General features: G+C 46.8%; 19 protein-coding genes and 2 tRNA genes. 10 read left to right on the plus strand and 11 right to left on the minus strand.

The annotated features are described in order from the left end of the window. Nucleotides 1–36 precede the first annotated feature (36 nt). The 7 genes from HMPREF9431_RS12750 to HMPREF9431_RS02540 all read right to left on the minus strand — a co-directional run bounded on the left by HMPREF9431_RS12750 (nt 37) and on the right by HMPREF9431_RS02540 (nt 5,454). Nucleotides 37–321, minus strand: a complete 285-nt coding sequence (locus HMPREF9431_RS12750) for a hypothetical protein (protein ID WP_155812919.1) — start codon at nt 319–321, stop codon at nt 37–39. A gap of 211 nt (nt 322–532) precedes the next feature. Then, nucleotides 533–1,618, minus strand: a complete 1,086-nt coding sequence (locus tag HMPREF9431_RS02515; RefSeq protein WP_004379513.1) for an AAA family ATPase — start codon at nt 1,616–1,618, stop codon at nt 533–535. 71 nt (nt 1,619–1,689) lie between these two features. Then, a complete protein-coding gene (locus HMPREF9431_RS02520; protein ID WP_004379514.1) occupies nt 1,690–2,124 on the minus strand; it encodes a helix-turn-helix domain-containing protein in 435 nt (144 codons plus the stop codon). Nucleotides 2,125–2,304: 180 nt separating this feature from the next. Continuing rightward, nucleotides 2,305–3,138, minus strand: a complete 834-nt coding sequence (locus tag HMPREF9431_RS02525; RefSeq protein WP_004379515.1) for a zinc ribbon domain-containing protein — start codon at nt 3,136–3,138, stop codon at nt 2,305–2,307. 5 nt (nt 3,139–3,143) lie between these two features. Next, nucleotides 3,144–3,932, minus strand: a complete 789-nt coding sequence (locus tag HMPREF9431_RS02530) for a Nif3-like dinuclear metal center hexameric protein (protein ID WP_040560724.1) — start codon at nt 3,930–3,932, stop codon at nt 3,144–3,146. A 93-nt stretch (nt 3,933–4,025) separates the two neighbouring features. After that, nucleotides 4,026–4,814 (minus strand): ABC transporter permease, encoded by a 789-nt coding sequence (locus HMPREF9431_RS02535; RefSeq protein ID WP_081463304.1) that lies wholly within the window; start codon nt 4,812–4,814, stop codon nt 4,026–4,028. Nucleotide 4,815: 1 nt separating this feature from the next. Next, on the minus strand, nt 4,816–5,454 hold the full coding sequence (locus HMPREF9431_RS02540; RefSeq protein WP_004379518.1) for a hypothetical protein: 639 nt from the start codon (nt 5,452–5,454) through the stop codon (nt 4,816–4,818). Nucleotides 5,455–5,613: 159 nt separating this feature from the next. Here HMPREF9431_RS02540 and HMPREF9431_RS02545 point away from each other — a divergent pair, with 159 nt between their 5' ends. The 3 genes from HMPREF9431_RS02545 to HMPREF9431_RS02555 all read left to right on the plus strand — a co-directional run bounded on the left by HMPREF9431_RS02545 (nt 5,614) and on the right by HMPREF9431_RS02555 (nt 8,548). After that, nucleotides 5,614–6,648 (plus strand): agmatine deiminase family protein, encoded by a 1,035-nt coding sequence (locus HMPREF9431_RS02545; RefSeq protein WP_004379519.1) that lies wholly within the window; start codon nt 5,614–5,616, stop codon nt 6,646–6,648. A gap of 4 nt (nt 6,649–6,652) precedes the next feature. Further along, nucleotides 6,653–7,537 carry a carbon-nitrogen hydrolase gene (locus tag HMPREF9431_RS02550; RefSeq protein WP_004379520.1) on the plus strand — a complete coding sequence of 295 codons (885 nt, stop codon included), beginning with the start codon at nt 6,653–6,655 and terminating at the stop codon, nt 7,535–7,537. Nucleotides 7,538–7,696: 159 nt separating this feature from the next. Further along, nucleotides 7,697–8,548 (plus strand): OmpA/MotB family protein, encoded by an 852-nt coding sequence (locus HMPREF9431_RS02555; protein ID WP_004379521.1) that lies wholly within the window; start codon nt 7,697–7,699, stop codon nt 8,546–8,548. Nucleotides 8,549–9,023: 475 nt separating this feature from the next. Here HMPREF9431_RS02555 and HMPREF9431_RS12755 read toward each other — a convergent pair whose 3' ends face one another. After that, nucleotides 9,024–9,194, minus strand: a complete 171-nt coding sequence (locus HMPREF9431_RS12755; protein ID WP_155812920.1) for a hypothetical protein — start codon at nt 9,192–9,194, stop codon at nt 9,024–9,026. A 210-nt stretch (nt 9,195–9,404) separates the two neighbouring features. On the opposite strand from HMPREF9431_RS12755, the gene HMPREF9431_RS02560 reads away from it, so the two are divergent. From HMPREF9431_RS02560 to HMPREF9431_RS02590, 7 genes are all read left to right on the plus strand, one after another. Next, entirely contained in the window at nt 9,405–10,211 is an 807-nt protein-coding gene (locus tag HMPREF9431_RS02560) for a DUF4468 domain-containing protein (RefSeq protein WP_004379523.1), read from the plus strand. Beyond that, nucleotides 10,211–10,471: a mechanosensitive ion channel protein MscS gene (locus HMPREF9431_RS02565; RefSeq protein WP_231287689.1), complete on the plus strand. Its 261-nt coding sequence runs from the start codon at nt 10,211–10,213 to the stop codon at nt 10,469–10,471. Before HMPREF9431_RS02560 ends, HMPREF9431_RS02565 begins: the two co-directional genes overlap by 1 nt. Beyond that, entirely contained in the window at nt 10,468–12,765 is a 2,298-nt protein-coding gene (locus HMPREF9431_RS02570) for a putative porin (RefSeq protein WP_004379525.1), read from the plus strand. Before HMPREF9431_RS02565 ends, HMPREF9431_RS02570 begins: the two co-directional genes overlap by 4 nt. Before the next feature lie 2 nt (nt 12,766–12,767). After that, nucleotides 12,768–13,685, plus strand: a complete 918-nt coding sequence (menA, locus tag HMPREF9431_RS02575; protein ID WP_040560728.1) for a 1,4-dihydroxy-2-naphthoate octaprenyltransferase — start codon at nt 12,768–12,770, stop codon at nt 13,683–13,685. A gap of 13 nt (nt 13,686–13,698) precedes the next feature. Continuing rightward, nucleotides 13,699–14,331 (plus strand): HD domain-containing protein, encoded by a 633-nt coding sequence (locus HMPREF9431_RS02580; protein WP_004379527.1) that lies wholly within the window; start codon nt 13,699–13,701, stop codon nt 14,329–14,331. 65 nt (nt 14,332–14,396) lie between these two features. Then, a tRNA-Thr gene (locus tag HMPREF9431_RS02585) sits at nt 14,397–14,469 on the plus strand. A gap of 6 nt (nt 14,470–14,475) precedes the next feature. Then, nucleotides 14,476–14,546 (plus strand) — tRNA-Gly (locus tag HMPREF9431_RS02590). A 175-nt stretch (nt 14,547–14,721) separates the two neighbouring features. Here HMPREF9431_RS02590 and HMPREF9431_RS02595 read toward each other — a convergent pair. From HMPREF9431_RS02595 to HMPREF9431_RS02605, 3 genes are all read right to left on the minus strand, one after another. Next, complete coding sequence (locus HMPREF9431_RS02595; RefSeq protein ID WP_004379528.1) at nt 14,722–15,846, minus strand: porin; 1,125 nt, start codon at nt 15,844–15,846, stop codon at nt 14,722–14,724. Between the two features lie 33 nt (nt 15,847–15,879). Further along, nucleotides 15,880–17,319, minus strand: a complete 1,440-nt coding sequence (gene rlmD / locus HMPREF9431_RS02600) for a 23S rRNA (uracil(1939)-C(5))-methyltransferase RlmD (RefSeq protein ID WP_004379529.1) — start codon at nt 17,317–17,319, stop codon at nt 15,880–15,882. A 230-nt stretch (nt 17,320–17,549) separates the two neighbouring features. After that, a complete protein-coding gene (locus HMPREF9431_RS02605; RefSeq protein ID WP_004379530.1) occupies nt 17,550–20,111 on the minus strand; it encodes an ATP-dependent Clp protease ATP-binding subunit in 2,562 nt (853 codons plus the stop codon). Between the last annotated feature and the right edge of the window lie 31 nt (nt 20,112–20,142).

Genomic DNA, 20,142 nt, shown 5'->3' on the forward strand with positions numbered 1-20,142 from the left:
ATCGACCCTCGGGGGTAAAAATCCCACATAGAATTCTTACCAATCGACCTCGGGCGTCAAGAATTCCACATGGAATCTTTGACAATCGACCTCAGGCGTCAAGAATTCCACATGGAATTTTTGACAATCGACCTCAAGCGTCAAGAATTCCACATGGAATCTTTGACAATCGACCTCAGGCGTCAAGAATTCCACATGGAATTTTTGACAATCGACCTCAAGCGTCAAGAATTCCACATGGAATTTTTGACAATCGACCTCAAGCGTCAAGATTTCCACATGGAGTTTTTGACAATCGACCTCAGGCGTCAAGAATTCCACATGGAATTCTTGCTAATCGACCTCGGGCGTAAAAATTCCACATAGAAGTTTTACTGTGATCAGTATTAAAGTATATCCGTAGCACTACATTTTGCTTTTTTACTGTGATTTTGCCACGCGAAGCATGCACATTAGCCGCCGTGACGGAATCTTGTCACGCACACACTATTTCCCGCCAAATTCAGGGTTATGACGACACTTGTTTGCCTTGCTACCCTTTCAAGGCAATATTATAGTTGTAGTAGTGCGCATCGCCCGTCACGTCTTTCACCACCTTGATGAATGGTGGAAAGTTCACGGCCTCTTGTTCGGTAATACCTTTCGTCTCTAAAATCATCAAGCCGCTGACGGGACGCTGAAAATTGTCTAATCCAAAATATTGTCCTTTCCAAATGAAACTCTTGCGCGTCTTTTGAATCTCCTGCCGATAGGGATCGGCCTGTTGTAACAACGATTGATAGAGATTGCTGCGAATCTGCCGCTCGGTCACCAACTCTTCGCCATTAGCCAGATTTTTCTTCGTGGTGTGCACATAGACATTCTTCCCCTGCCACGCTCGCCGGCGTAGACGAACCTCGCAACCCGGCTCGGCAACGAGATAGGTTTGGGTGATTTCGCTCTCAATGCAATGGGGAATTTCGCCCACCAACTCAACCACATATTTCCGCTCCTCGACAATGGGTTGCGGAATGCCCAAGACGCTCGAAATTTCTTTCAGCACACGATGCAGCTTGTTGTTGAAGTCCTCGTGGTTGTTGATTACGCGCAGATGGGGATGCCCCGTCCAGGCGTTAATCACCTTCTTATCCACCTCGCGCGCCATCTCAAGCCCCTCTGTGCGCTGTCTGTTGTTGGCCGTGGTGTAGTATTTCTCGGCACCATCGGCCGCCGAAACCAAATGGAGCACGGCATCATAGCGATGATCGCGCAGTTCGGTTGTCGAAGTTCCCACCGCCGTGGTAATGTCTTTCCACAGCTGCGGCTGCATATAGGCCGATATATCCATGGCTCCCCGGTCGCAGATAATCACCGTGGGCTCATCGCATTGCTCTGCCATGCGCTGAAACTTGTCTTCCAAAGCTAATTGCACTTCGAGCGTGGCCTTCTCGCCTTCATAAAACAAGGCACGGTTCTTCGTCAAGTAGTCCATACCCGATTGGCTGAACATCGTGGGCACTTCGGGGATGGTAAAGACCTTATAACCCAAGCTCGAGAAATGCTCTATCACTTTCACTAAAGCAGTGGTCTTGCCTGCACACGGTCCACCGGTGAGTACAATTTTTTTAATTTTATTCATGCGTTAAAAAGCAGGATTGAAAAGCAACAGGCGTGCTTCACTTGCGGAGTGAAGGCACAAAAGCACCAACATCACACCTTTTTTGAGGTTTGGGCGGGCTTATTGTCCTTCCGATATTGCGCGGGTGTGGTTTTTTCGTGTCTGAAAAACGCACCGTAAAAGCTCTGCCGATTGTTGAATCCCACCAGCTCGCCAATTTCTTCGGCTGTGCAGCCTGCATAGTCTTCGGTGGTTAGCAAGACTTTTGCCTCGCGAATGCGCTCTGCATTCACCAAACTGCAATAGTTGGTGTGGAATCGTTCGGAACATACTGCCGAGATATAACGCGTATTGGTACCTAAATCGAGCGCCAAACGTTTGAGGTTATAACCCGGTTCCTTATATTTTTTCTCAACCACAATGCATTGATAGATGCCCTTCTCTAACTCATCTTTTACTACGGCACGCATCAACACAGGGTTAGCCTGAACTTTATTTTTCTTTTCTGTAATATTATATTTTGACATCTTCTTGAATTAACGTCATGTGATGGACAAGGTTTAAGTAAGTCGAAAAGGTTATATCAACCTGCTGAGCAAGTGTCAAGGCCTCGTGAATACCCATTTTTCAGTGGACACACAAGATGGTTGCTGCCACAAATTGATATATTCCCTCTTCACACTTCATCGACGATTACTGCCACAAGATTAATCTTCGGCGGGTGCGTCTTTCTTCTTTCGTGTTGTGCGTTTAGCGCGCTTGGGCTTCTCTTCCGTAGCTGCAGGGCTAATCGTTACGCCCGCTAACTCCGGATCGACCAAGATGCGACCACAATATTCGCACACGATAATCTTTTTGTGCATGCGGATGTCTAACTGACGCTGAGGCGGAATCTTATTGAAGCAGCCACCACACGCGTCACGTTGCACATAGACAATGCCCAATCCGTTGCGTGCATTCTTGCGGATGCGCTTAAAACTTGTCAGTAAACGCGGTTCAATTTTCAGCTCAAGTTCTTTTGCACGTGCCTTAAGCTTATCCTCTTCCTCACGCGTCTCCTGCATAATCTCATCTAACTCTTCACGCTTCTCATCCAAGTCAATCTGCCGCTCTGAAATCGTTTGCTGTGCCATTTCCAAGTCGCGTTTGCGCTCGTCAATCGCCATGGCAGCCTCTTTAATCTTCTTATTGGCCAACTCAATCTCCAACGATTGATATTCGATTTCTTTCGTCAGCGTGTCATATTCTCGGTTGTTCTTCACCTCGTCGAGCTGATGTTGATAGCGCTCTACGCTCTTTTGCGCCTCTTGAATGAGCTGCTGATTGCCATGAATGGCATCTTCTGCATCGGCGATGTCGTGCTTGATTTTATCCACACGAATATTCAAACCCTCGAGTTCATCTTCCAAATCTTGAACCTCCAAGGGCAACTCTCCGCGTAAAGCCTTCTTTTCATCAATGCCACTCAATGTTGTTTGCAATTGATAGAGCGTCTTCAATTTCTCTTCCACTGACAAGTCAGCTGCTTCTTTCTTTGCCATATCTTTTATAAATAAATAATGGGATTAGTGTTAATAGCGCTTTGAACACATCGCACACCACGACACTGCTCCGTTATGATTGTTTGAAATATTTCTGTCGTATATTGCTCGCTTTGATAGTGACCGATGACGGCGATTTGCAGTTTCTGGTCGTAACCAAAATATTCATGATAGTGCATCTCGCCCGTAATAAAGGCATCGGCACCCCATTTCCACGCTTGTTCTAACAAAAAAGAACCAGCACCACCGCAAACAGCAACACGCCGAATGGGACGACGCAAAAGCGCATTGCACTGCACACATTCTACATCGAATTGCCTTTTAAGTTGCAAAACAAAATCGTCTGCAGCTAAGGGCGTTGGATATTCACCTATAATGCCATCGCCTCCATCCACACCATCAACGGTTTGTTGATGCCCAAAGAATTGCGTTTGCGTTAGCCCTAACTTCTCGGCAATCTTAAAATTCACGCCACCGCGCACACTGTCAATATTGGTATGCATTGCATAAACCACAACATGTTGTTCGATAGCTTTTCGCACAACACACTGCACTTCATTCTCATCGGCAATCCGCTTCAGTTTGTGAAAAATCAAAGGATGATGTGCAACCACAAGATTACACTGCTTCTCAACGGCCTCATCTATGATTGCAGGCGTCACGTCAAGACACAATAAAGCCCCTGAAACTTCCACTTCTGTTAATCCAACTTGCAAGCCTGCATTGTCATAGTCGGCTTGCAAGGGCAGAGGTGCAAATCGCTCAAGGGCACAAATCACTTCCTTAATTGTCATGCTATGCATAAAATTGAGTGGCAAAGGTAGCTATTTTGCTACGCTTTCAGCCATAACCTCATCACGGTTTAACTTTTTTTATTAATCATTCAGTTACGCCACTTCCTCGTCTTTTACGATTTTTTCCTTAGGAAGTAGACGTCCATACGCATCAAAAGCATAACGCCGAGTCAAGAACAAGCTAAAAATAAGTGCTAAAGGAGCCGCTGCAAGCATCGTCGCAATAGCAATAAGTTGCACAAATACGGCATCATAGACACTCGCGCCAGCCAACAACATCGTCCACAACACCATGGGAGTTGTGCTCACAGCTATGTAAGACATGCACCCGATTGAAGGCAAGAGTGAACGGGTTATGGCGCGCTTCATGAAAAAATGAACTGCTCGTGGGTGAGAAACACCGTTGCCCAACAAATAGTCATAAAGTGCATGGTGATGGTAAAGCCCCATATAATAAGTATCTAAAGCTTTGCCATTGCTCTCAAGAATACCTCCCACGCAGAACCCAAGCATAGGCAAAAAATAGTGTGCACTAAGCAAATTTCCCATGGGTGACACGGCACATACTGCCACCATGCTGACCAAAACCGACACACATAACGTAGCAATCAACACAGGAACAAAATGATATTTCACTTTCCACCGGGCCCGATGGACAACCATGAACGATGCCAAGGCGACAACAACCAATAGGCAAATGAGATTCAAAACGACAGCGTCTTGTTGTATCAGGAAACCAAGCAGTAGCCAAGCTGCCAACATGCTAATGGCCATTTTCCCAACTGCCAGAAAATATTTCCGTTGCAAACGAAGACGAAACAAAGTTGCAATTACAACAGGAACACTGAATAGCAAAAGCAAAAGAAACCAAGATAAAAACATATTATTCAAAATGATGGAGGGTTGATGTGGTGCCAATAGGGCTTGATAACGTGCACGTACAGAAATTTTTCATGCTCTCATGGTTTGAGGCCATGATGATTGCGCCACCTGAATGCAAATAGCCTTGCAAATAGTTTAATATCTGGCCCGGCAATAGCACATCATCTCGCAAATCCAATACCATGTAAGTGCGTTCCAATAACACTGCGTTTATAATCAGTAATGTTTGTAAAACGTTGCGCCCCAACTCATCTAATGGCTTTTTAAAAAGACAGTCTCCAAAACCAAATTTCAGCCATTCCGCCTTAATTTGTTCACATGTCAGGCGATGATCCACCGACAACATGTAATCCAATAATTCATCAACTGTTTCTAATGGAAAATCAAGTTGGCGAGGCACAAAAGCAAACTTTTGGCGAAAATAGGCAACGGACTGTGCGTCAATCAAATCTCCATCCATCGTGAAATATCCTTTTTTCAAAGGACGCAATCCAACAACCGTGTCTACAAGTGCTTGCCCGAGGGACTGTTCCCATGCATAAATGCACAAAGAGTCACCCGCATTGAGCTTGAAGTTTATTGGCGATGTAAGGGTTGAAGATAAGACTCCACTTAATTCCCCGTCTTTAATTTCTAACATCTCGCATCTACATTAGTGGGGCAAAGGTAGGGATTTTTACCTTAAAATCTGAACAATTCAGAAAAAATAGCTAATTTTGTGCACAAAATATGTGCGATTTCAGGCGATAATTTGCACGACATTGCACAACCATTCAGCACACTTTAATCAACAAAATGTATGGAATTACGCCACAACGATTACAGACTCCCGGCAGAGAGTGAACCACAGCAAGCCCTGATGTTGACATGGCCCCATCAAAACACCGATTGGAAAGATTGTTTAGATGAAATAATAGCGGTTTACATTGCGATGGCAGATGCCATTACAAAACAGCAAGACTTGTGGATTGTTACGCCCCAAAAGCAGGTCGTCGGCCAGTTACTCGCGCAGCACTTAACTGTGGAACAATGCCAACGAGTGCGTTATTTCGAAATAGAGACGAACGACACTTGGGCACGCGATCATGCTGCGCTAACGCTGAAATGCGGAGAAGAATTTAAATATTTGGATTTCAAATTCAATGGCTGGGGCGAGAAGTTTGCATGGCAAAAGGACAATGCCATTACTAAGAAAATGGCCGAGCAGCAAGCCTTTTCGGGCGTAGTCGAAGATCATAACGATTTTGTATTGGAAGGCGGAAGCATTGAGAGTGATGGCAAAGGGACCATTCTCACGACCTCTTTTTGCCTGCTCGCGCCACATCGCAACCAACCACTGACACAGGAAGAAATTGAACTGAGACTCAAAAATATGCTGCATGCTGACCGAATTCTTTGGCTCAATCATGGTCGTCTCCTTGGTGATGACACCGACGGGCACATCGATACGATTGTGCGAATGGCACCCAACAACACGCTATTGTACGTGACTTGCGAAGATAAGACAGACGAACAATATGGGGAATTCAAAGCTATGGAAGAAGAGTTGAAACGACTGCGCACACGCAAGGGAGCACCCTATCGGCTCATTCCCCTCCCCTTCCCCGACGCTATCATTGCCGATGGCGAGCGATTGCCTGCCACGTATGCAAATTTTGTCATTCTCAATGGTGCCATTCTCTGCCCCACCTATGCACAACCGGCTAACGATGCAAAAGCAATGGCACAACTTCAAAAGGCTTTTCCCGACAGAGAAATTATCGGTATCGATGCCCGTACGGTCATCCGTCAACACGGTTCACTACACTGTTTAACAATGCAATTTCCAAAATAAGCACATGAAAGAAATTAAAATAGGTTTTTTACAACAACAGAACACGGCGGTGCCCGAAGACAACATGCAACGGCTATCCAAGGGCATCGCCGATTTAGCGAAACAGGGTGCACAACTCATCGTGTTGCAAGAACTGCACAACTCGCTCTATTTTTGCCAGGTGGAAGAGGTGAACAACTTCGACTGGGCAGAGCCTATCCCCGGTCCATCAACACAGTTTTATGGCCGGTTGGCTAAACAGTTTGGGGTGGTCATCGTCACGTCACTGTTTGAAAAGCGGGCGCCTGGCCTCTACCACAACACAGCAGTAGTAATAGAATCCGACGGAACCATTGCTGGAAAATATCGCAAGATGCATATTCCCGACGACCCTGCTTATTACGAAAAGTTCTATTTCACCCCCGGAGATTTAGGTTTTCATCCCATAACAACAAGCGTGGGCAAATTGGGTGTGCTGGTTTGTTGGGATCAATGGTACCCTGAAGCCGCCCGCCTCATGGCCTTGCAGGGAGCCGAATTGCTCATCTATCCCACGGCCATTGGTTATGAAAGCAGTGATACGCCCGACGAACAAGAACGCCAGCGCGAGGCATGGACAACCGTCATGCGCGGCCACGCCGTAGCAAATGGACTGCCTGTGGTAGCCGTTAATCGGGTGGGATTAGAGCCCGACCCCAGCGGAAACACACAAGGCATACGGTTTTGGGGCAGCAGTTTTGTAGCAGGTCCGCAAGGCGAGCTCCTCTATCGTGCCAGCAACAGCGATGAAGAGAACGTTATTGTGCCCGTCGATTTGCAACACAGCGAGCAAGTCAGGCGCTGGTGGCCGTTCTTGCGCGACAGGCGCATTGATGAATATGGAAACATCGTCCGCCGATTCATAGATTAAATTGAGACGCAGACGCACCATTCTACCGCTCAAAAAGGCTTCAAAAGGTTGTAAAGTGCGTTAAATATCGCAAAACCCCAAGGGCTTATTTCGCCATCTGACGGCTATCTATTATATTTGCAACATTAAAATTTTGCATACCAACGAAAGGAAAAGTATATGAAGAAAAGTGTATTTCTACTCACATTTGCTACCGGAGCACTGCTGTTGAGCAGCTGCGCCAGCAAAAAAGATTTAGAGAATTGTCAGAATGAAAATCGCGAACTCACGGCTAATTATCAGCAGGCACGCGAGCAATTAGCCGCCAGCAAAACACGTGTTGCCAGCTTAGAGGAACAGTTGCGCCAGCAAAAACGCGACTATGCAGCCTTGCAGCAATCGCTCAACAAGAGCCTCTCGAGCGCCAACACCAACAACATCAATATTTCGAAATTGGTCGATCAGATTAATGAGAGCAACCAATATATCCGCCACTTGGTTGAAGTGAAAAGCAAAAGCGACTCGCTCAACATGGCACTCACCAACAAGCTCACACGCTCGTTGAGCCGTGAGGAGATGAAAGAGGTCGACGTGCAGGTGCTGAAAGGTGTGGTTTACATCTCGTTGGCCGACAATATGCTCTACAAAACGGCCAGCTACGAGGTGAATGACCGGGCGGCAGAGACGCTGAGCAAGATTGCAAAAATCATCACCGACTATAAAGATTACGACGTGCTCATTGAGGGTAACACGGACAATGTGCCTGTAAACGCAAGCGCTCCCGCAATGAAAAACATCCGCAACAACTGGGATCTCTCGGCTTTGCGCGCCTCTTCTGTGGTGCAATTCCTGCAAACCCACTATGGCGTAGACCCCAAACGGCTCACCGTTGGCGGGCGTGGCGAGTATAATCCCGTTGCAACGAATGCCACCGAGGTGGGCAAACAGCGTAACCGCCGCACGCAAATCATCATCACGCCAAAACTCGATCAGTTTATGGACTTGATTGATAAAGCCCCCGAAAAGAAATAACACGGAGCGAATGGGGGTATGCATCAGGCTGCTTAGAAAGCTGTGCACAGACACCCAATCAGTATAACGAGGATAGTTTGCCACCGGCCACTATCTTCGTTTTTTTATTTTCATGGCACAACCTCGGGCTTGCAGGCCGAAATGCTCAAAAACAAGTGTTCAGCCATGGCAGAGCAACAGAAAATCTCAAAAACGCCCTTTCAACCCCACCGAATCAGTTGCTGCAACGATGTAATGGCCATTCTGCCCACCGAATCAGTTGCTGCAACGATGTAACGGTCATTCTGCCCTCCGAATCAGTTGCTGCAACGATGTAACGGCGATTCTGCCCCCCGAATCAGTTACTGCAACGATGTAACAGCGATTCTGCCCTCCGAATCAGTTGTTGCAACGATGTAACGGTCATTTTGCCCGCTGAATCAGTTGCTGCAACAATGTAACGGTCATTCTGCCCACTGTAATGGGGGCTCAAATCTCAAAAAATCCCTTTCAGACCCTCTGAATGGTCGTCTAATTTCGAAAACAGCCCTTTCAGACCCTCCGAATGGTCGTCTAATTTCAAAAACAGCCCTTTCAGACCCTCTGAATGGGCGTCTAATTTCAAAAACAATCCTTTCAGACCCTCTGAATGGTCATCTAATTTCAAAAACAATCCTTCCGACGCGTCAGAACACGTTTTACATCCATGCAACAAGGCTTCGAACGCGCCGTAACACGTGATTTCCACAGGAACAGGGAGCAAGCGGAATGCTATCTATTAATTATCGTTAAGTTTGGGTTGTCACCACAGCCGTTTGCCCCCGCACTCCTCCTTTTTTATTACCTTTGCGAAAATAAAATTTTAATTTCCCACGAAATGAGAATATTTCTACTCACGATAGTTTTTTTGATGCCATTGGCTATGCCGGCACAAACCGACACAATCATGCAAAAAAACAATATTGAAGTATTAAAAGCCGAGGCAGCACGAAAAGCGGCTGAAGCGAAAGCTGCCGCTGAAAAGGCGCAACGCGCTGCAGAAGAAGCCTTGGAGGCGGCGAGGAAAGCCGAGCGGGCAGCACAAGAACAGCGCAAGGCAGCGAAGGGATGGACGATTCCTGCAGAGACACCAACTAAGACGAAGGAAAGCAAAACTCCATCAACCCAAAAAGTAAACGAAGACGAGGCTTACTTGGCGGGTGCGGTGCCCGAAGTAAACGGAAAGGTGGTTTTCAACGAACGCTTTGCCCTACCCGGAATGACAGCTGCCGAAATCTATCAGAAAACCTATTCGTTATTAACGGCGCAGACGCACGATGAGCACCAAGCTACGGGAAGCCGCATCGTGCTGGTGAACGAGAATGAGCATACGATTGTGGGGAAATATTGCGAATGGCTTGTGTTTAACAGCAGTCTGCTGTCGTTGGATCGCACGAAATTTGACTACACGTTGATTGCACACTGCGAAGACAACGCGATAGCATTGACGCTTTGCCGCATCAGCTATGCGTATGAGGAAAATCGCTCGTCGGGATTTAAAGCATCGGCTGAGGAACTGATTTCTGATAGCGTGGCACTGAATAAAAAGCGCACAAAGCTGTTTAAAACAAACGGGAAATTCAGAAAGAAAACGATTGACCGGGTAAATGAAATATTCAAAACACTTCAAACAAATTTAAAATAATGATGGAACAAGAATACAACACGGGAAAAAATAAGCCCGAATATGCAGTGAAACCACATCATCGACTCAAACGCTTGGGCGAAGGTGGTCCTTCGATGTTGAAGGTGAGAAACATTTTAAATCTGGTGTTTATGGCCTTGGCAGTAGTGGGCGTAGTCCTTTATTTGCAAAGTGAGCAGCACACCATCGCAACCATCATCCTGATTGTCGCTGTGGTGATAAAGTTTGCCGAAGTAGCCATTCGAATGTTTCGTTCATGAAGAAAATTCTCGTAGCCACCGCTTTCTTATTGCCTGCCCTGCAAGGTTTCGCTCAATTTGATGATGGATTTAATCAGATTGACGAGATGGGCAATATCACCCAACGCAATAATTTAGCAAAAAAAGATTCAACCAACGCACATCATGAGATTCCGATGGGGCTCAAAGTGTGGACAATCGATTCGCGATTTGGCGATAGGAAGGCCGCTGTACCCGACACCTTGTCCTACATGTACATGAATACCATTTTCACTATGGGTCTCTACGGGCAATATAACACCACGGGGAACTTAGGTGCGCCACGCTTAAATCGCATTTTCATCGACAGGCAACCTGCGCAACAATTCATTTTCACACAGCCCTATGACTTTGTCATCACGCCCGTTTCGCAATTCCTTTTCACCAATACGCTCTCTCCCATTACCAATCTGAGCTATAACAATACAGGTAATCGCAACAATGGCGAAGACCATCTCACGGCAAAATTTGCAGTAAACGCGGGCAAACGGCTCGGCGTGGGGTTCATATTTGATTATCTGTATGGGCGCGGATACTATCAAAATCAAAGCACAGCACATTTTAATTACACCATGTACGGCTCCTACTTAGGCGACCAATATCAAGCCCATCTGCTGCTTTCCACTTATCACCAGAAGGTGGCCGAGAATGGTGGCATTACAAACGACGATTACATCAAGCATCCCGAGAGTTTTAATGAGAGCTATAGCACAGACGAGATTCCGACAGCCCTCACACGCAACTGGAACAGAAATGATAATCAGCATGTCTTTTTCACACAGCGCTATAACGTAGGATTTCATAAAAAAGAACCTATGACCGAGGAGGAAATCAAGGCAAAAAAGTTTGCGATGGCATCGAAAAAGGAAAACGAAGAAGCGAAAGATAAAGATAAAACCGGAAAATCAAGGCAAGATAAAACCATCATGACTGCCGGTCGACCTGAAGATGCAAAGATTGCCGGGACCGAACCTGTTGATGGGAAAAAGGCTGCACAACGCATGGTGATGGATAAAGCTACTGCCGATAGTTTGCTGCAGGCAGAGAAAAAAGCGCAGCAAGATACGGCATGGGTGAAAACGGTGTTTGTTCCTGTCACGAGTTTCATCCACACCCTAAGTTTCGACAACTATCGCCGCATTTACCAAGCCTACGAAACGCCTGCTAACTTCTACGCGAACGCCTATACGATTGTTCCGCCTTATGGCAACGCTGATATTTACGATAAGACAAGGTTTTACGAGCTAAAGAATACGTTTGCAATCTCGCTCTTAGAGGGATTTAACAAGTGGGCAAAGTCTGGACTGAAAGCCTTTGCCACATCTGACTTCCGTCATGTTACACTGCCCGATGTTACGGATTATAAAACCTATAACGAGCACAATCTGAGCATTGGTGCAGCGTTAAGCAAGCAGCAAGGTAGTGTTTTTCATTATCAAGTCTTGGCAGAGACTTGGCTGACAGGGGTTGATGCGGGGCAACTGAAGGTAGATGCTACTGCCGACCTGAATTTTAAGCTTTTCGGCGATACACTCAGCTTGGCTGCAACAGGTTTCTTCCATCGCTTAAACCCAACATTCTATTATCGGCATTTTCATGGACGACATGCTTGGTGGGATAACAACAGCCTGTCGAAAATGCTGCATAGCCGCTTAGAAGGTAGTTTGTCCTATCAAAAGACACGCACGACATTACGCATCGCTTTCGATAACATCAAGAATCATACGTATTTTACTTCAGCATATACCGTGAGTAGCGGTAATCGGGTTAATCATGCATTTGACGTGGTGCAACACGCCGGGGGCATCAGCCTTTTCACAGTAGCTCTGACACAAGACTTCACAGTTGGACCGTTAAACTGGGAAAACAGGCTCACTTATCAGAAATCAAGCAATGCAACCGCTCTCCCACTGCCCGATTTCAATTTTTATAGCAATCTCTACCTGCGTTTTAAGATTGCGCGGGTGTTGCATTGCGATTTCGGTGCCGATATTCGCTATTTTACCCGCTATTATGCTCCTGATTATGTTCCAAACATCGGGCAATATGCCGTGCAAGTAAATACCAACACGTCGGGTGGTGACAGCCGCGTACAGGTAGGCAATTATCCCATAGTGAATGTCTATGCCAACTTCTTTCTCAAACATGCTCGGTTCTTCATCATGATGAGTCACATCAATGCAGGCATGGGTAACAAGGATTATTTCCTCACGCCACATTATGCACTCAATGAACGCATCTTAAGAATTGGGCTCAGTTGGAATTTCTTCAATTAACGATGCAAAACTCCACAGTTACAACCAATTCCTTCCGTGCTTGGTGCTTGGCCATGCGCCCCAAGACCCTCGTCAGCGCAATCGTCCCAGTAGCTTTGGGGGCAGCATACGCTTTTAGTCAAACCAGCATAGAACAGTTCCAAAAACTTCCAATTCTGCTCTGTTTCGCATTTGCCATCATCATGCAGATTGATGCCAACTTCATTAATGATTACTTCGACTGCCTGAAAGGAAACGACAAGCCCGAAGAGCGATTGGGACCGAAGCGCGCATGCTCTGAGGGATGGATTACGCTTGCAGCCATGAGGAGAGCCATCATCATCTGCACCATTATTGCCGCTATAACAGGGCTACCACTGATTATCTACGGCGGTTACAAACTGATTTTTGCTGGATTGGCCTGCATCCTGTTTTGTTTTCTCTATACAACGAAACTTTCTTATTGGGGCTTAGGAGATCTCCTCGTGATTCTCTTCTTTGGCCTCACGCCAGTCTGTCTCACCTACTATGTTGCTATGCCGCCGGCGTTGCAAGCCTTTCCCTTAGAGGTTATTCTGCTGGCACTCGCGTGCGGCCTCGTTATCGACACGTTACTCATCGTGAACAACTACCGAGACCGAGATAACGACAGGAAAAGCGGAAAAATCACCCTCATTGTGCGGGTTGGTGAGCGGTGGGGCGCAAGATTATACCTGCTCGCCGGAATCATCGGCGAACTTTTGCTGTTCTACGTCGTTTATGCACAGAACGAAAGCAAAATCGGCTCGATGCTCCTCATTTTGTATTTACTCGCACATTTTTATGCTTACGAAAAGATGATTCAGCTGCGTCAAGGTAGGGAATTGAATAAAATCTTAAGTTTAACCGCGCGCAACATCTTTATTTTTGGCGCACTGTCAGTTTTTGCACTACTCATATAAAGAACTTCGCAGGATGCAACAGCCCAACTTAGAACTCATTCAGTTTATTGAGACAAACATTCTTCCCCGCTACAACTCCTTTGGAAAAAGTCACGGATTGCAACATGTCAGCCATGTCATCAAGGCATCCATCACTTTAGCCAACCAAATTGGCGCAAACGTCGACATGGCTTATGTCATCGCTGCCTATCACGACTTAGGCATGAGCGGTCCTCGTGCGGTTCACCATCTTACAGGCGGGCGTATCCTAAATGCTGACTCGCGCTTAAAGAAATGGTTCAGTACCGAGCAGATAAAAATCATGAAAGAGGCTGTCGAGGACCATCGCGCCAGTGCAAGCCGTGCGCCACGCTCGATTTACGGCAAAATCGTGGCAGAAGCCGACAAAGATCTCTCGCCCGATGTCGTGTTCACCCGTGCCATTCAGTACGGCTTAGAGAATTACCCCAACTTAGACGAGGATCAGCAGTGGACACGCTTTGTTCAGCACATGAACGAAAAATACTCTGCTCGCGGCTACATTCACAGCTGGATACCGGAGAGTTCAAATGCAGAAAACCTCAAAAAAATACAAAACATCATCGAACAACGGGAGAAACTGCATCAAATCTTCAAAAAAATTTATGTAAAAGAAAAGCGCCAATAAATTTGGTACGTCTAAAAAAAAAATATACCTTTGCAACGCATTTGCAAGCGCAGATGTTCATGTCCGCCGATATGGCTCAGTTGGTAGAGCAATTCATTCGTAATGAATAGGTCCTCGGTTCGAGTCCGAGTATCGGCTCTAAAAGCGGAATTAGCACATCGGTAGTGCGCGAGCTTCCCAAGCTTGAAAGGCGGGTTCGACTCCCGTATTCCGCTCAAATGCTAACACAATGAAAACACAACACAACATTTTTCTGACAAAAATCCTCCCTCAACTTGCGCTGTCCATCGGTGCCTGACAAGTCACGCATTGGGAGTAGGCAAAAAAATACTGAGCGGGAACACATTGCAAGCAGTAATGCACTCCGGCTCAAAGATTTTGCAGAAAACGTTAGAAGCGAAAGTCAAGTTCCACGTCGACGAGGTTAAAATTGTGCTTTGACAATCTCCGATCGTTCACGCGCGCGTATTCCACATTGAGTTGCACGTTTTTATGAAACAGATAATCGGCGCCCACCTCATATTGTGTGCGCGCATGATTCCATTCTGCATTGGCACGATAGAGATCGTAGCGCGCCTTCAGGTGAAATTTGTTTTTCACTACCGGTGCAATCACCAAACCATAAAATCCGTCGGCTTTACCACCCAGTGCACTGATGTTACAGTTCTTAAAGTTGGAATCTTGCGCGTTAGTGTTCGTAATCGCGGTCGAAAAGGCCTTTCCCGTGGAGTGAACATACTCGGAACGCACCGTCCAGTCGTTTACCTTGTATTCACCGCTCAGCGCATAGCGATGTTTGGGCAATGACCGCACGCCACTGTGCGGAACACCAGCTGCATCGTTCCATGTTCCTCGGCGCGCGACAGAACCTTCCCAGCCAAACACACCTACGCGCAGACCTTTGACTGGCATCACCCAAATGCCGCCAATCACGTCCTTACGTTGGTCAACATCCTTGGTGTTTATACCTTGTCCGTTGAAGATTCCCACCTGATAGTGCAGCAACTTGCGACCTTCGGCATTGGAAAGCACATCGCCTTGCAATTGCAGACCAATGTCGCGGCCGTTACTGGGCTGCTCACCGCTGCGGTCGCTAAACCCAGCGAGTTTTAGCACCGCCTGACCAACGCTCATGAAACCCTGGTCGATAGGATGCAGGGGATTGTCGAAAGTGAACGGACGCTTAAACTGACCCACCTTGACGTGGGCAAAATCATACTTTTGCCACTCGGCAAAGAGGTCGACCAAGCGTGGGCTGCTGCCCAACGTCGAGGTATTGCCATTGATTTGCATCTGCGCCTTCCAGTAAAAGTCGTTACTCACGCGACCTTCCAACGACAAGCGCAGTAACCGCAAGTTAAAGGTGTTGCCCTTCGCGTTCTGCTGATTAGAATACTGGTACTGTGTCATGCCATAGCCTGACAGCTTAATACTCTTCACCCACTCGGGTGTTTCGGCCTGTGCCGATAGTGTAGCGAGCAATAACATGCTCGCCAGGATGTTTTTTGTCTTCATGCGTTCATGAATTAGTGAAAGATATGTTATGAATTACTTTTTTTCTAAAAGCACCACGTTCTCCACGTGCGGTGTATGAGGAAACATGTCGACGGGTTGCACCTGCACCACCCGATATTGCGCATCCAATAGTTGTAAATCGCGTGCCTGAGTGGCTGGATTGCAACTCACGTAGACTATTCGCTGCGGCGCGGCGTTCAGGATGACTTTCACCACGTCGGCATGCATGCCAGCACGTGGCGGGTCGGTGATGATGACGTCAGGGCGTCCGTGCTCGGCAATAAAGTCGTCTGTCAGGATGTTTTTCATGTCGCCCGCATAAAACAGCGTGTTGTCAATGTGGTTAATGGCGCTGTTCACCTTGGCGTCTTCAATAGCTTCGGGAACATACTCAATTCCGATGACTTTCTGCGCTTTCCGCGCTATGAAATTGGCTATCGTGCCTGTGCCGGTGTAAAGATCATAGACTAATTCGCTGCCCGTGAGTGCGGCAAAGCGGCGCGCCACGTCATATAGGTGAAACGCCTGCTCGGTGTTGGTTTGATAGAAACTTTTTGGGCCGACCTTGAATTTCAAGTCCTCCATCGTCTCGTAAATGAAGTCGGTGCCTCGAAATGTGATTAAATCCAAGTCGGAAAAGGTGTCGTTGCCCTTTTGATTGTCAACATACAGCAAGCTACTAATCTCGGGGAAGGCCTGCGCGACGTGTTCCAATAGTTTTTCTGCACGCTCGGCATCGTCGGGCGCATCATAGTGGAATTGCACCAACAGCATGAACTCGCCCGTGTTAGAATTGCGCATCATCAAGCTGCGCAACAGGCCATGCTGCGCTTTAATGTCATAGAAACTGAGCTGCTCGGCCACGGCGTAGCGATAAATCTCGTTGCGAATGCGGTTTTGCAGGTCGTCCATCAACCAACACTTCTCGATAGGGTAGATTTTATCGAATGCACCCGTGATGTGGAAGCCTATTGCGCTGTCGTTCAAATGTCCTGCACCATCCTCAGTGCGTGGTGGCAAGGCTGCGAGCTCTTCTGCCGTGTACCAACGCTTGTTAGCGCAGCCAAACTCTAATTTGTTGCGATAACCCAGCACTTTCACGCTGCCCAGGATGGGGCTGACGAGTGGCAGCTCGACTTTTCCTATGCGCGTGAGTTGGTCGACAACTTGCTGTTGTTTCGCGGCTAACTGAGCCTCGTAGGGCAGATTCTGCCATTTGCACCCGCCACAAACGCCAAAATGCTGACAAGTAGGTACTGCGCGCACGTCACTATAGGCCTTGAATTGCACAACAACGCCCTCCATATAGTTATGTTTCTTGCGGGTAATCTGAACATCGACCACGTCACCTGGCACACAGAACGGAATGAACACTACGTGCTCGTCGACATGGAACAAACTCTTTCCTTCGGCTGCAACAGCCTCGATGACCACGTCTTGCAACAGTGGCAATGGCTTATGTTTTCTTGTCATTCGTCAAAAATGTTTTTATTCAAAGCAATGAAGCCCACAGATGGGGTGGCCGCGGTTGCGTTCTGCTTTTCACAGCATGCAAAATTAGCAAAATATTCTCTAAAAAAGCCATCTATCTCTACTGACTGGTGTAAATCAAGTGAAAAAGTGGTACAACCACAAAGACATGGATTAAACGCATAAAAATAAAGAAACACACCATGAGATTCTGCATTTTCTAGTGAAACATGTCAAATCCCTGAAGATGATTCTTTCTGAATTTCGGCAGTGAGCGTATCCTTATCAGGGTTTTTATGAATTGTGATAGCATCGCCATCATCCAAATTGCCTGACAGAATCTGTTCACTCACAACATCCTCAATGTAAGTTTGGATGGCACGCTTCAAGGGACGAGCGCCAAACTGCACATCATATCCTTTCATTGCTACAAACTCTTTGGCAGCCTCTGTGATATGTAGCGGATGGCCTAATTCCTGCATCCGCTGTAACAATCCCCTTAGCTCAATATCGATTATCTTTTTAATAGCTTCCAAATCTAATTGATCAAACGTGATGATCTCGTCTAAGCGATTGAGAAATTCTGGTGCGAACTGCTTGCTCAGGCTCTTCTGAATAATACCACGCGCATATTCCTTATCTGACGCGGTCATATTCACGCCATTCAGACGAGTAGCCGTGAAACCAATTCCCTGACCAAAATCTTTCAGTTGGCGCGTTCCCGTGTTAGAGGTCATGATGATAACCGTATTACGAAAATCAACCTTTCGCCCATTACCATCGGTAAGTCGTCCCTCATCAAGCACCTGCAACAGCAGATTATAAATGCTGGCATGCGCCTTCTCGATTTCATCTAAAAGTACGATAGAATAAGGATGACGGCGAACTCGTTCGGTCAGCTGACCACCTTCTTCATAACCCACATACCCCGGGGGAGCACCAATGAGGCGTGAGGCGTTAAAACTCTCAGCATATTCGCTCATATCGATGCGGATGAGTGCATCATCAGAGCCAAACATGTAATGGGCCAGTTGCTTTGCCAAATAGGTTTTGCCCACTCCTGTCGGACCTAAGAACATGAACGCACCTATGGGATGGTTAGGGTCTTTGATACCTACTCGATTGCGTTGAATGGCCTTCGCCATCTTTTCAATAGCTGTATCTTGTGCTATCACATACTGCTTCAATTGCTCGGGCATTTGCCGCAGGCGTACATACTCGTCCTCACTGATACGCTGCATGGGAACGCCCACCATCATTGACACAACATCTTCTACATCGTGTTCTGAAACGCCATGCCAGTTTTCGCCATCTTCATCAGCCCACTTTCGGTTCAACATCTCTAACTCTCCCTCCAACGCTGTTTGCTGATCACGACAGCATGCTGCCAATTCAAAATCCTGACTTTGCACTGCCTTCTTTTTCTTGTCGATTACATCAGCCAATTCGCGCTGTTTGTCAGTAATCTCAGTAGGTATCTTGGCATGTTGGAGATGTACGCGTGAACCGACCTCATCCAACGCATCTATAGCTTTATCGGGAAAGAAGCGGTCTGTAATGTAGCGTTGCGTCAATTTGACGCAGGCAGCCAGCGCCATTTCGTCGTAACGCACATGATGATGCTGTTCGTAGTGGCCTTTTATATTATGCAGAATAGCAAGTGTTTCTTCGCTCGTCGTCGGCTCAACCATCACCTTTTGGAAGCGGCGCTCCAACGCACCATCCTTCTCAATGGAGTTGCGATACTCCTTAAGCGTCGTGGCACCAATAAATTGGAGTGTCCCACGTGCCAGGGCTGGTTTCAAAATATTTGCAGCATCCATACTCCCCGATGAATTTCCTGCACCAATAATTGTGTGTATCTCATCTACAAATACTATCACATCGGGATTTTGTTCTAACTCATTCACAAGAGACTGGATGCGCTCTTCAAACTGTCCGCGATATTTCGTTCCTGCAACAACCGAGGTGAGATCAAGGCTCACCACACGTTTATTAAACAAAAACGGGGTTGTTTCGTGCTTCACAATGCGCTGTGCGAGTCCTTCTACAATGGCACTCTTCCCTACTCCCGGCTCACCAATTAAAACAGGATTATTCTTTTTGCGTCGACACAAAATTTCAATCACTCGCTGAATCTCGGATTCGCGCCCTACCACTGCGTCTAATTTGCCATCTGCAGCAGCCCGTGTTAAGTCGGTTGTAAAATGATCAATGAAAGGTGTTTTACTTGCTTCTTTATTATTTTGCAACACTTTGGTTGTCTGCGCTTGACTGCTACCACCTTTATCATCGGCCAATTCCTCCTCGGCCTCATTGGGCACGTCAAGGCTATCGGCAGGCACTTTATCTTTTTCATTCTCGGCTTTGATAAAAGTCAGTACGTCTACATATTCCATCTTGTTTTTTTCTAATATCTCCTTAGCGCCATTATCCGAATGGTCGTGTAAAATAGCTAAAATCAAATGCTGCACTTCCACAATCTCTTCATGCAAAACGCGCGCTTCCAACACTGCTAAACGCAGGATGTTACTTGCTTGCTGATCTAACACTATTTCTGAATCCACCTGCGTTGCATCAGTATCTCCTGTCTTTACCTGTGATTCGAGTGCACGTTTCACGGACGATTCATCTATTTTCAAGCGTTCAAAAAGTACATGAAGTAAGTTATCATCATCCTTGAGCATGCCTAAAACCAAATGTTCGGGCTCCACTGATGGACTGGAGAGCCGAAGCGCTTCCTCACGACTAGATGCCAAGACCACGGAAACATTATGCGAGAATTGAGTTGTCATGTTGTTATTCCTTTCTTCCTTTCGAGACCCA

The sequence above is a fragment of the Segatella oulorum F0390 genome (assembly GCF_000224615.1).
Lineage (GTDB): Bacteria > Bacteroidota > Bacteroidia > Bacteroidales > Bacteroidaceae > Prevotella > Prevotella oulorum.

Coding starts and splice junctions, on each gene's coding strand:
- HMPREF9431_RS02520 (WP_004379514.1), bottom strand. CDS start 2,124: ATGTCAAAATATAATATTACAGAAAAGAAAAATAAAGTTCAGGCTAAC.
- HMPREF9431_RS02560 (WP_004379523.1), top strand. CDS start 9,405: ATGAGAATATTTCTACTCACGATAGTTTTTTTGATGCCATTGGCTATG.
- HMPREF9431_RS02565 (WP_231287689.1), top strand. CDS start 10,211: ATGATGGAACAAGAATACAACACGGGAAAAAATAAGCCCGAATATGCA.
- HMPREF9431_RS02545 (WP_004379519.1), top strand. CDS start 5,614: ATGGAATTACGCCACAACGATTACAGACTCCCGGCAGAGAGTGAACCA.
- HMPREF9431_RS02530 (WP_040560724.1), bottom strand. CDS start 3,932: ATGACAATTAAGGAAGTGATTTGTGCCCTTGAGCGATTTGCACCTCTG.
- HMPREF9431_RS02515 (WP_004379513.1), bottom strand. CDS start 1,618: ATGAATAAAATTAAAAAAATTGTACTCACCGGTGGACCGTGTGCAGGC.
- HMPREF9431_RS02525 (WP_004379515.1), bottom strand. CDS start 3,138: ATGGCAAAGAAAGAAGCAGCTGACTTGTCAGTGGAAGAGAAATTGAAG.
- HMPREF9431_RS02535 (WP_081463304.1), bottom strand. CDS start 4,814: ATGTTTTTATCTTGGTTTCTTTTGCTTTTGCTATTCAGTGTTCCTGTT.
- HMPREF9431_RS02550 (WP_004379520.1), top strand. CDS start 6,653: ATGAAAGAAATTAAAATAGGTTTTTTACAACAACAGAACACGGCGGTG.
- menA (WP_040560728.1), top strand. CDS start 12,768: ATGCAAAACTCCACAGTTACAACCAATTCCTTCCGTGCTTGGTGCTTG.
- HMPREF9431_RS02540 (WP_004379518.1), bottom strand. CDS start 5,454: ATGTTAGAAATTAAAGACGGGGAATTAAGTGGAGTCTTATCTTCAACC.
- rlmD (WP_004379529.1), bottom strand. CDS start 17,319: ATGACAAGAAAACATAAGCCATTGCCACTGTTGCAAGACGTGGTCATC.
- HMPREF9431_RS02605 (WP_004379530.1), bottom strand. CDS start 20,111: ATGACAACTCAATTCTCGCATAATGTTTCCGTGGTCTTGGCATCTAGT.
- HMPREF9431_RS02570 (WP_004379525.1), top strand. CDS start 10,468: ATGAAGAAAATTCTCGTAGCCACCGCTTTCTTATTGCCTGCCCTGCAA.
- HMPREF9431_RS02555 (WP_004379521.1), top strand. CDS start 7,697: ATGAAGAAAAGTGTATTTCTACTCACATTTGCTACCGGAGCACTGCTG.
- HMPREF9431_RS02595 (WP_004379528.1), bottom strand. CDS start 15,846: ATGAAGACAAAAAACATCCTGGCGAGCATGTTATTGCTCGCTACACTA.
- HMPREF9431_RS02580 (WP_004379527.1), top strand. CDS start 13,699: ATGCAACAGCCCAACTTAGAACTCATTCAGTTTATTGAGACAAACATT.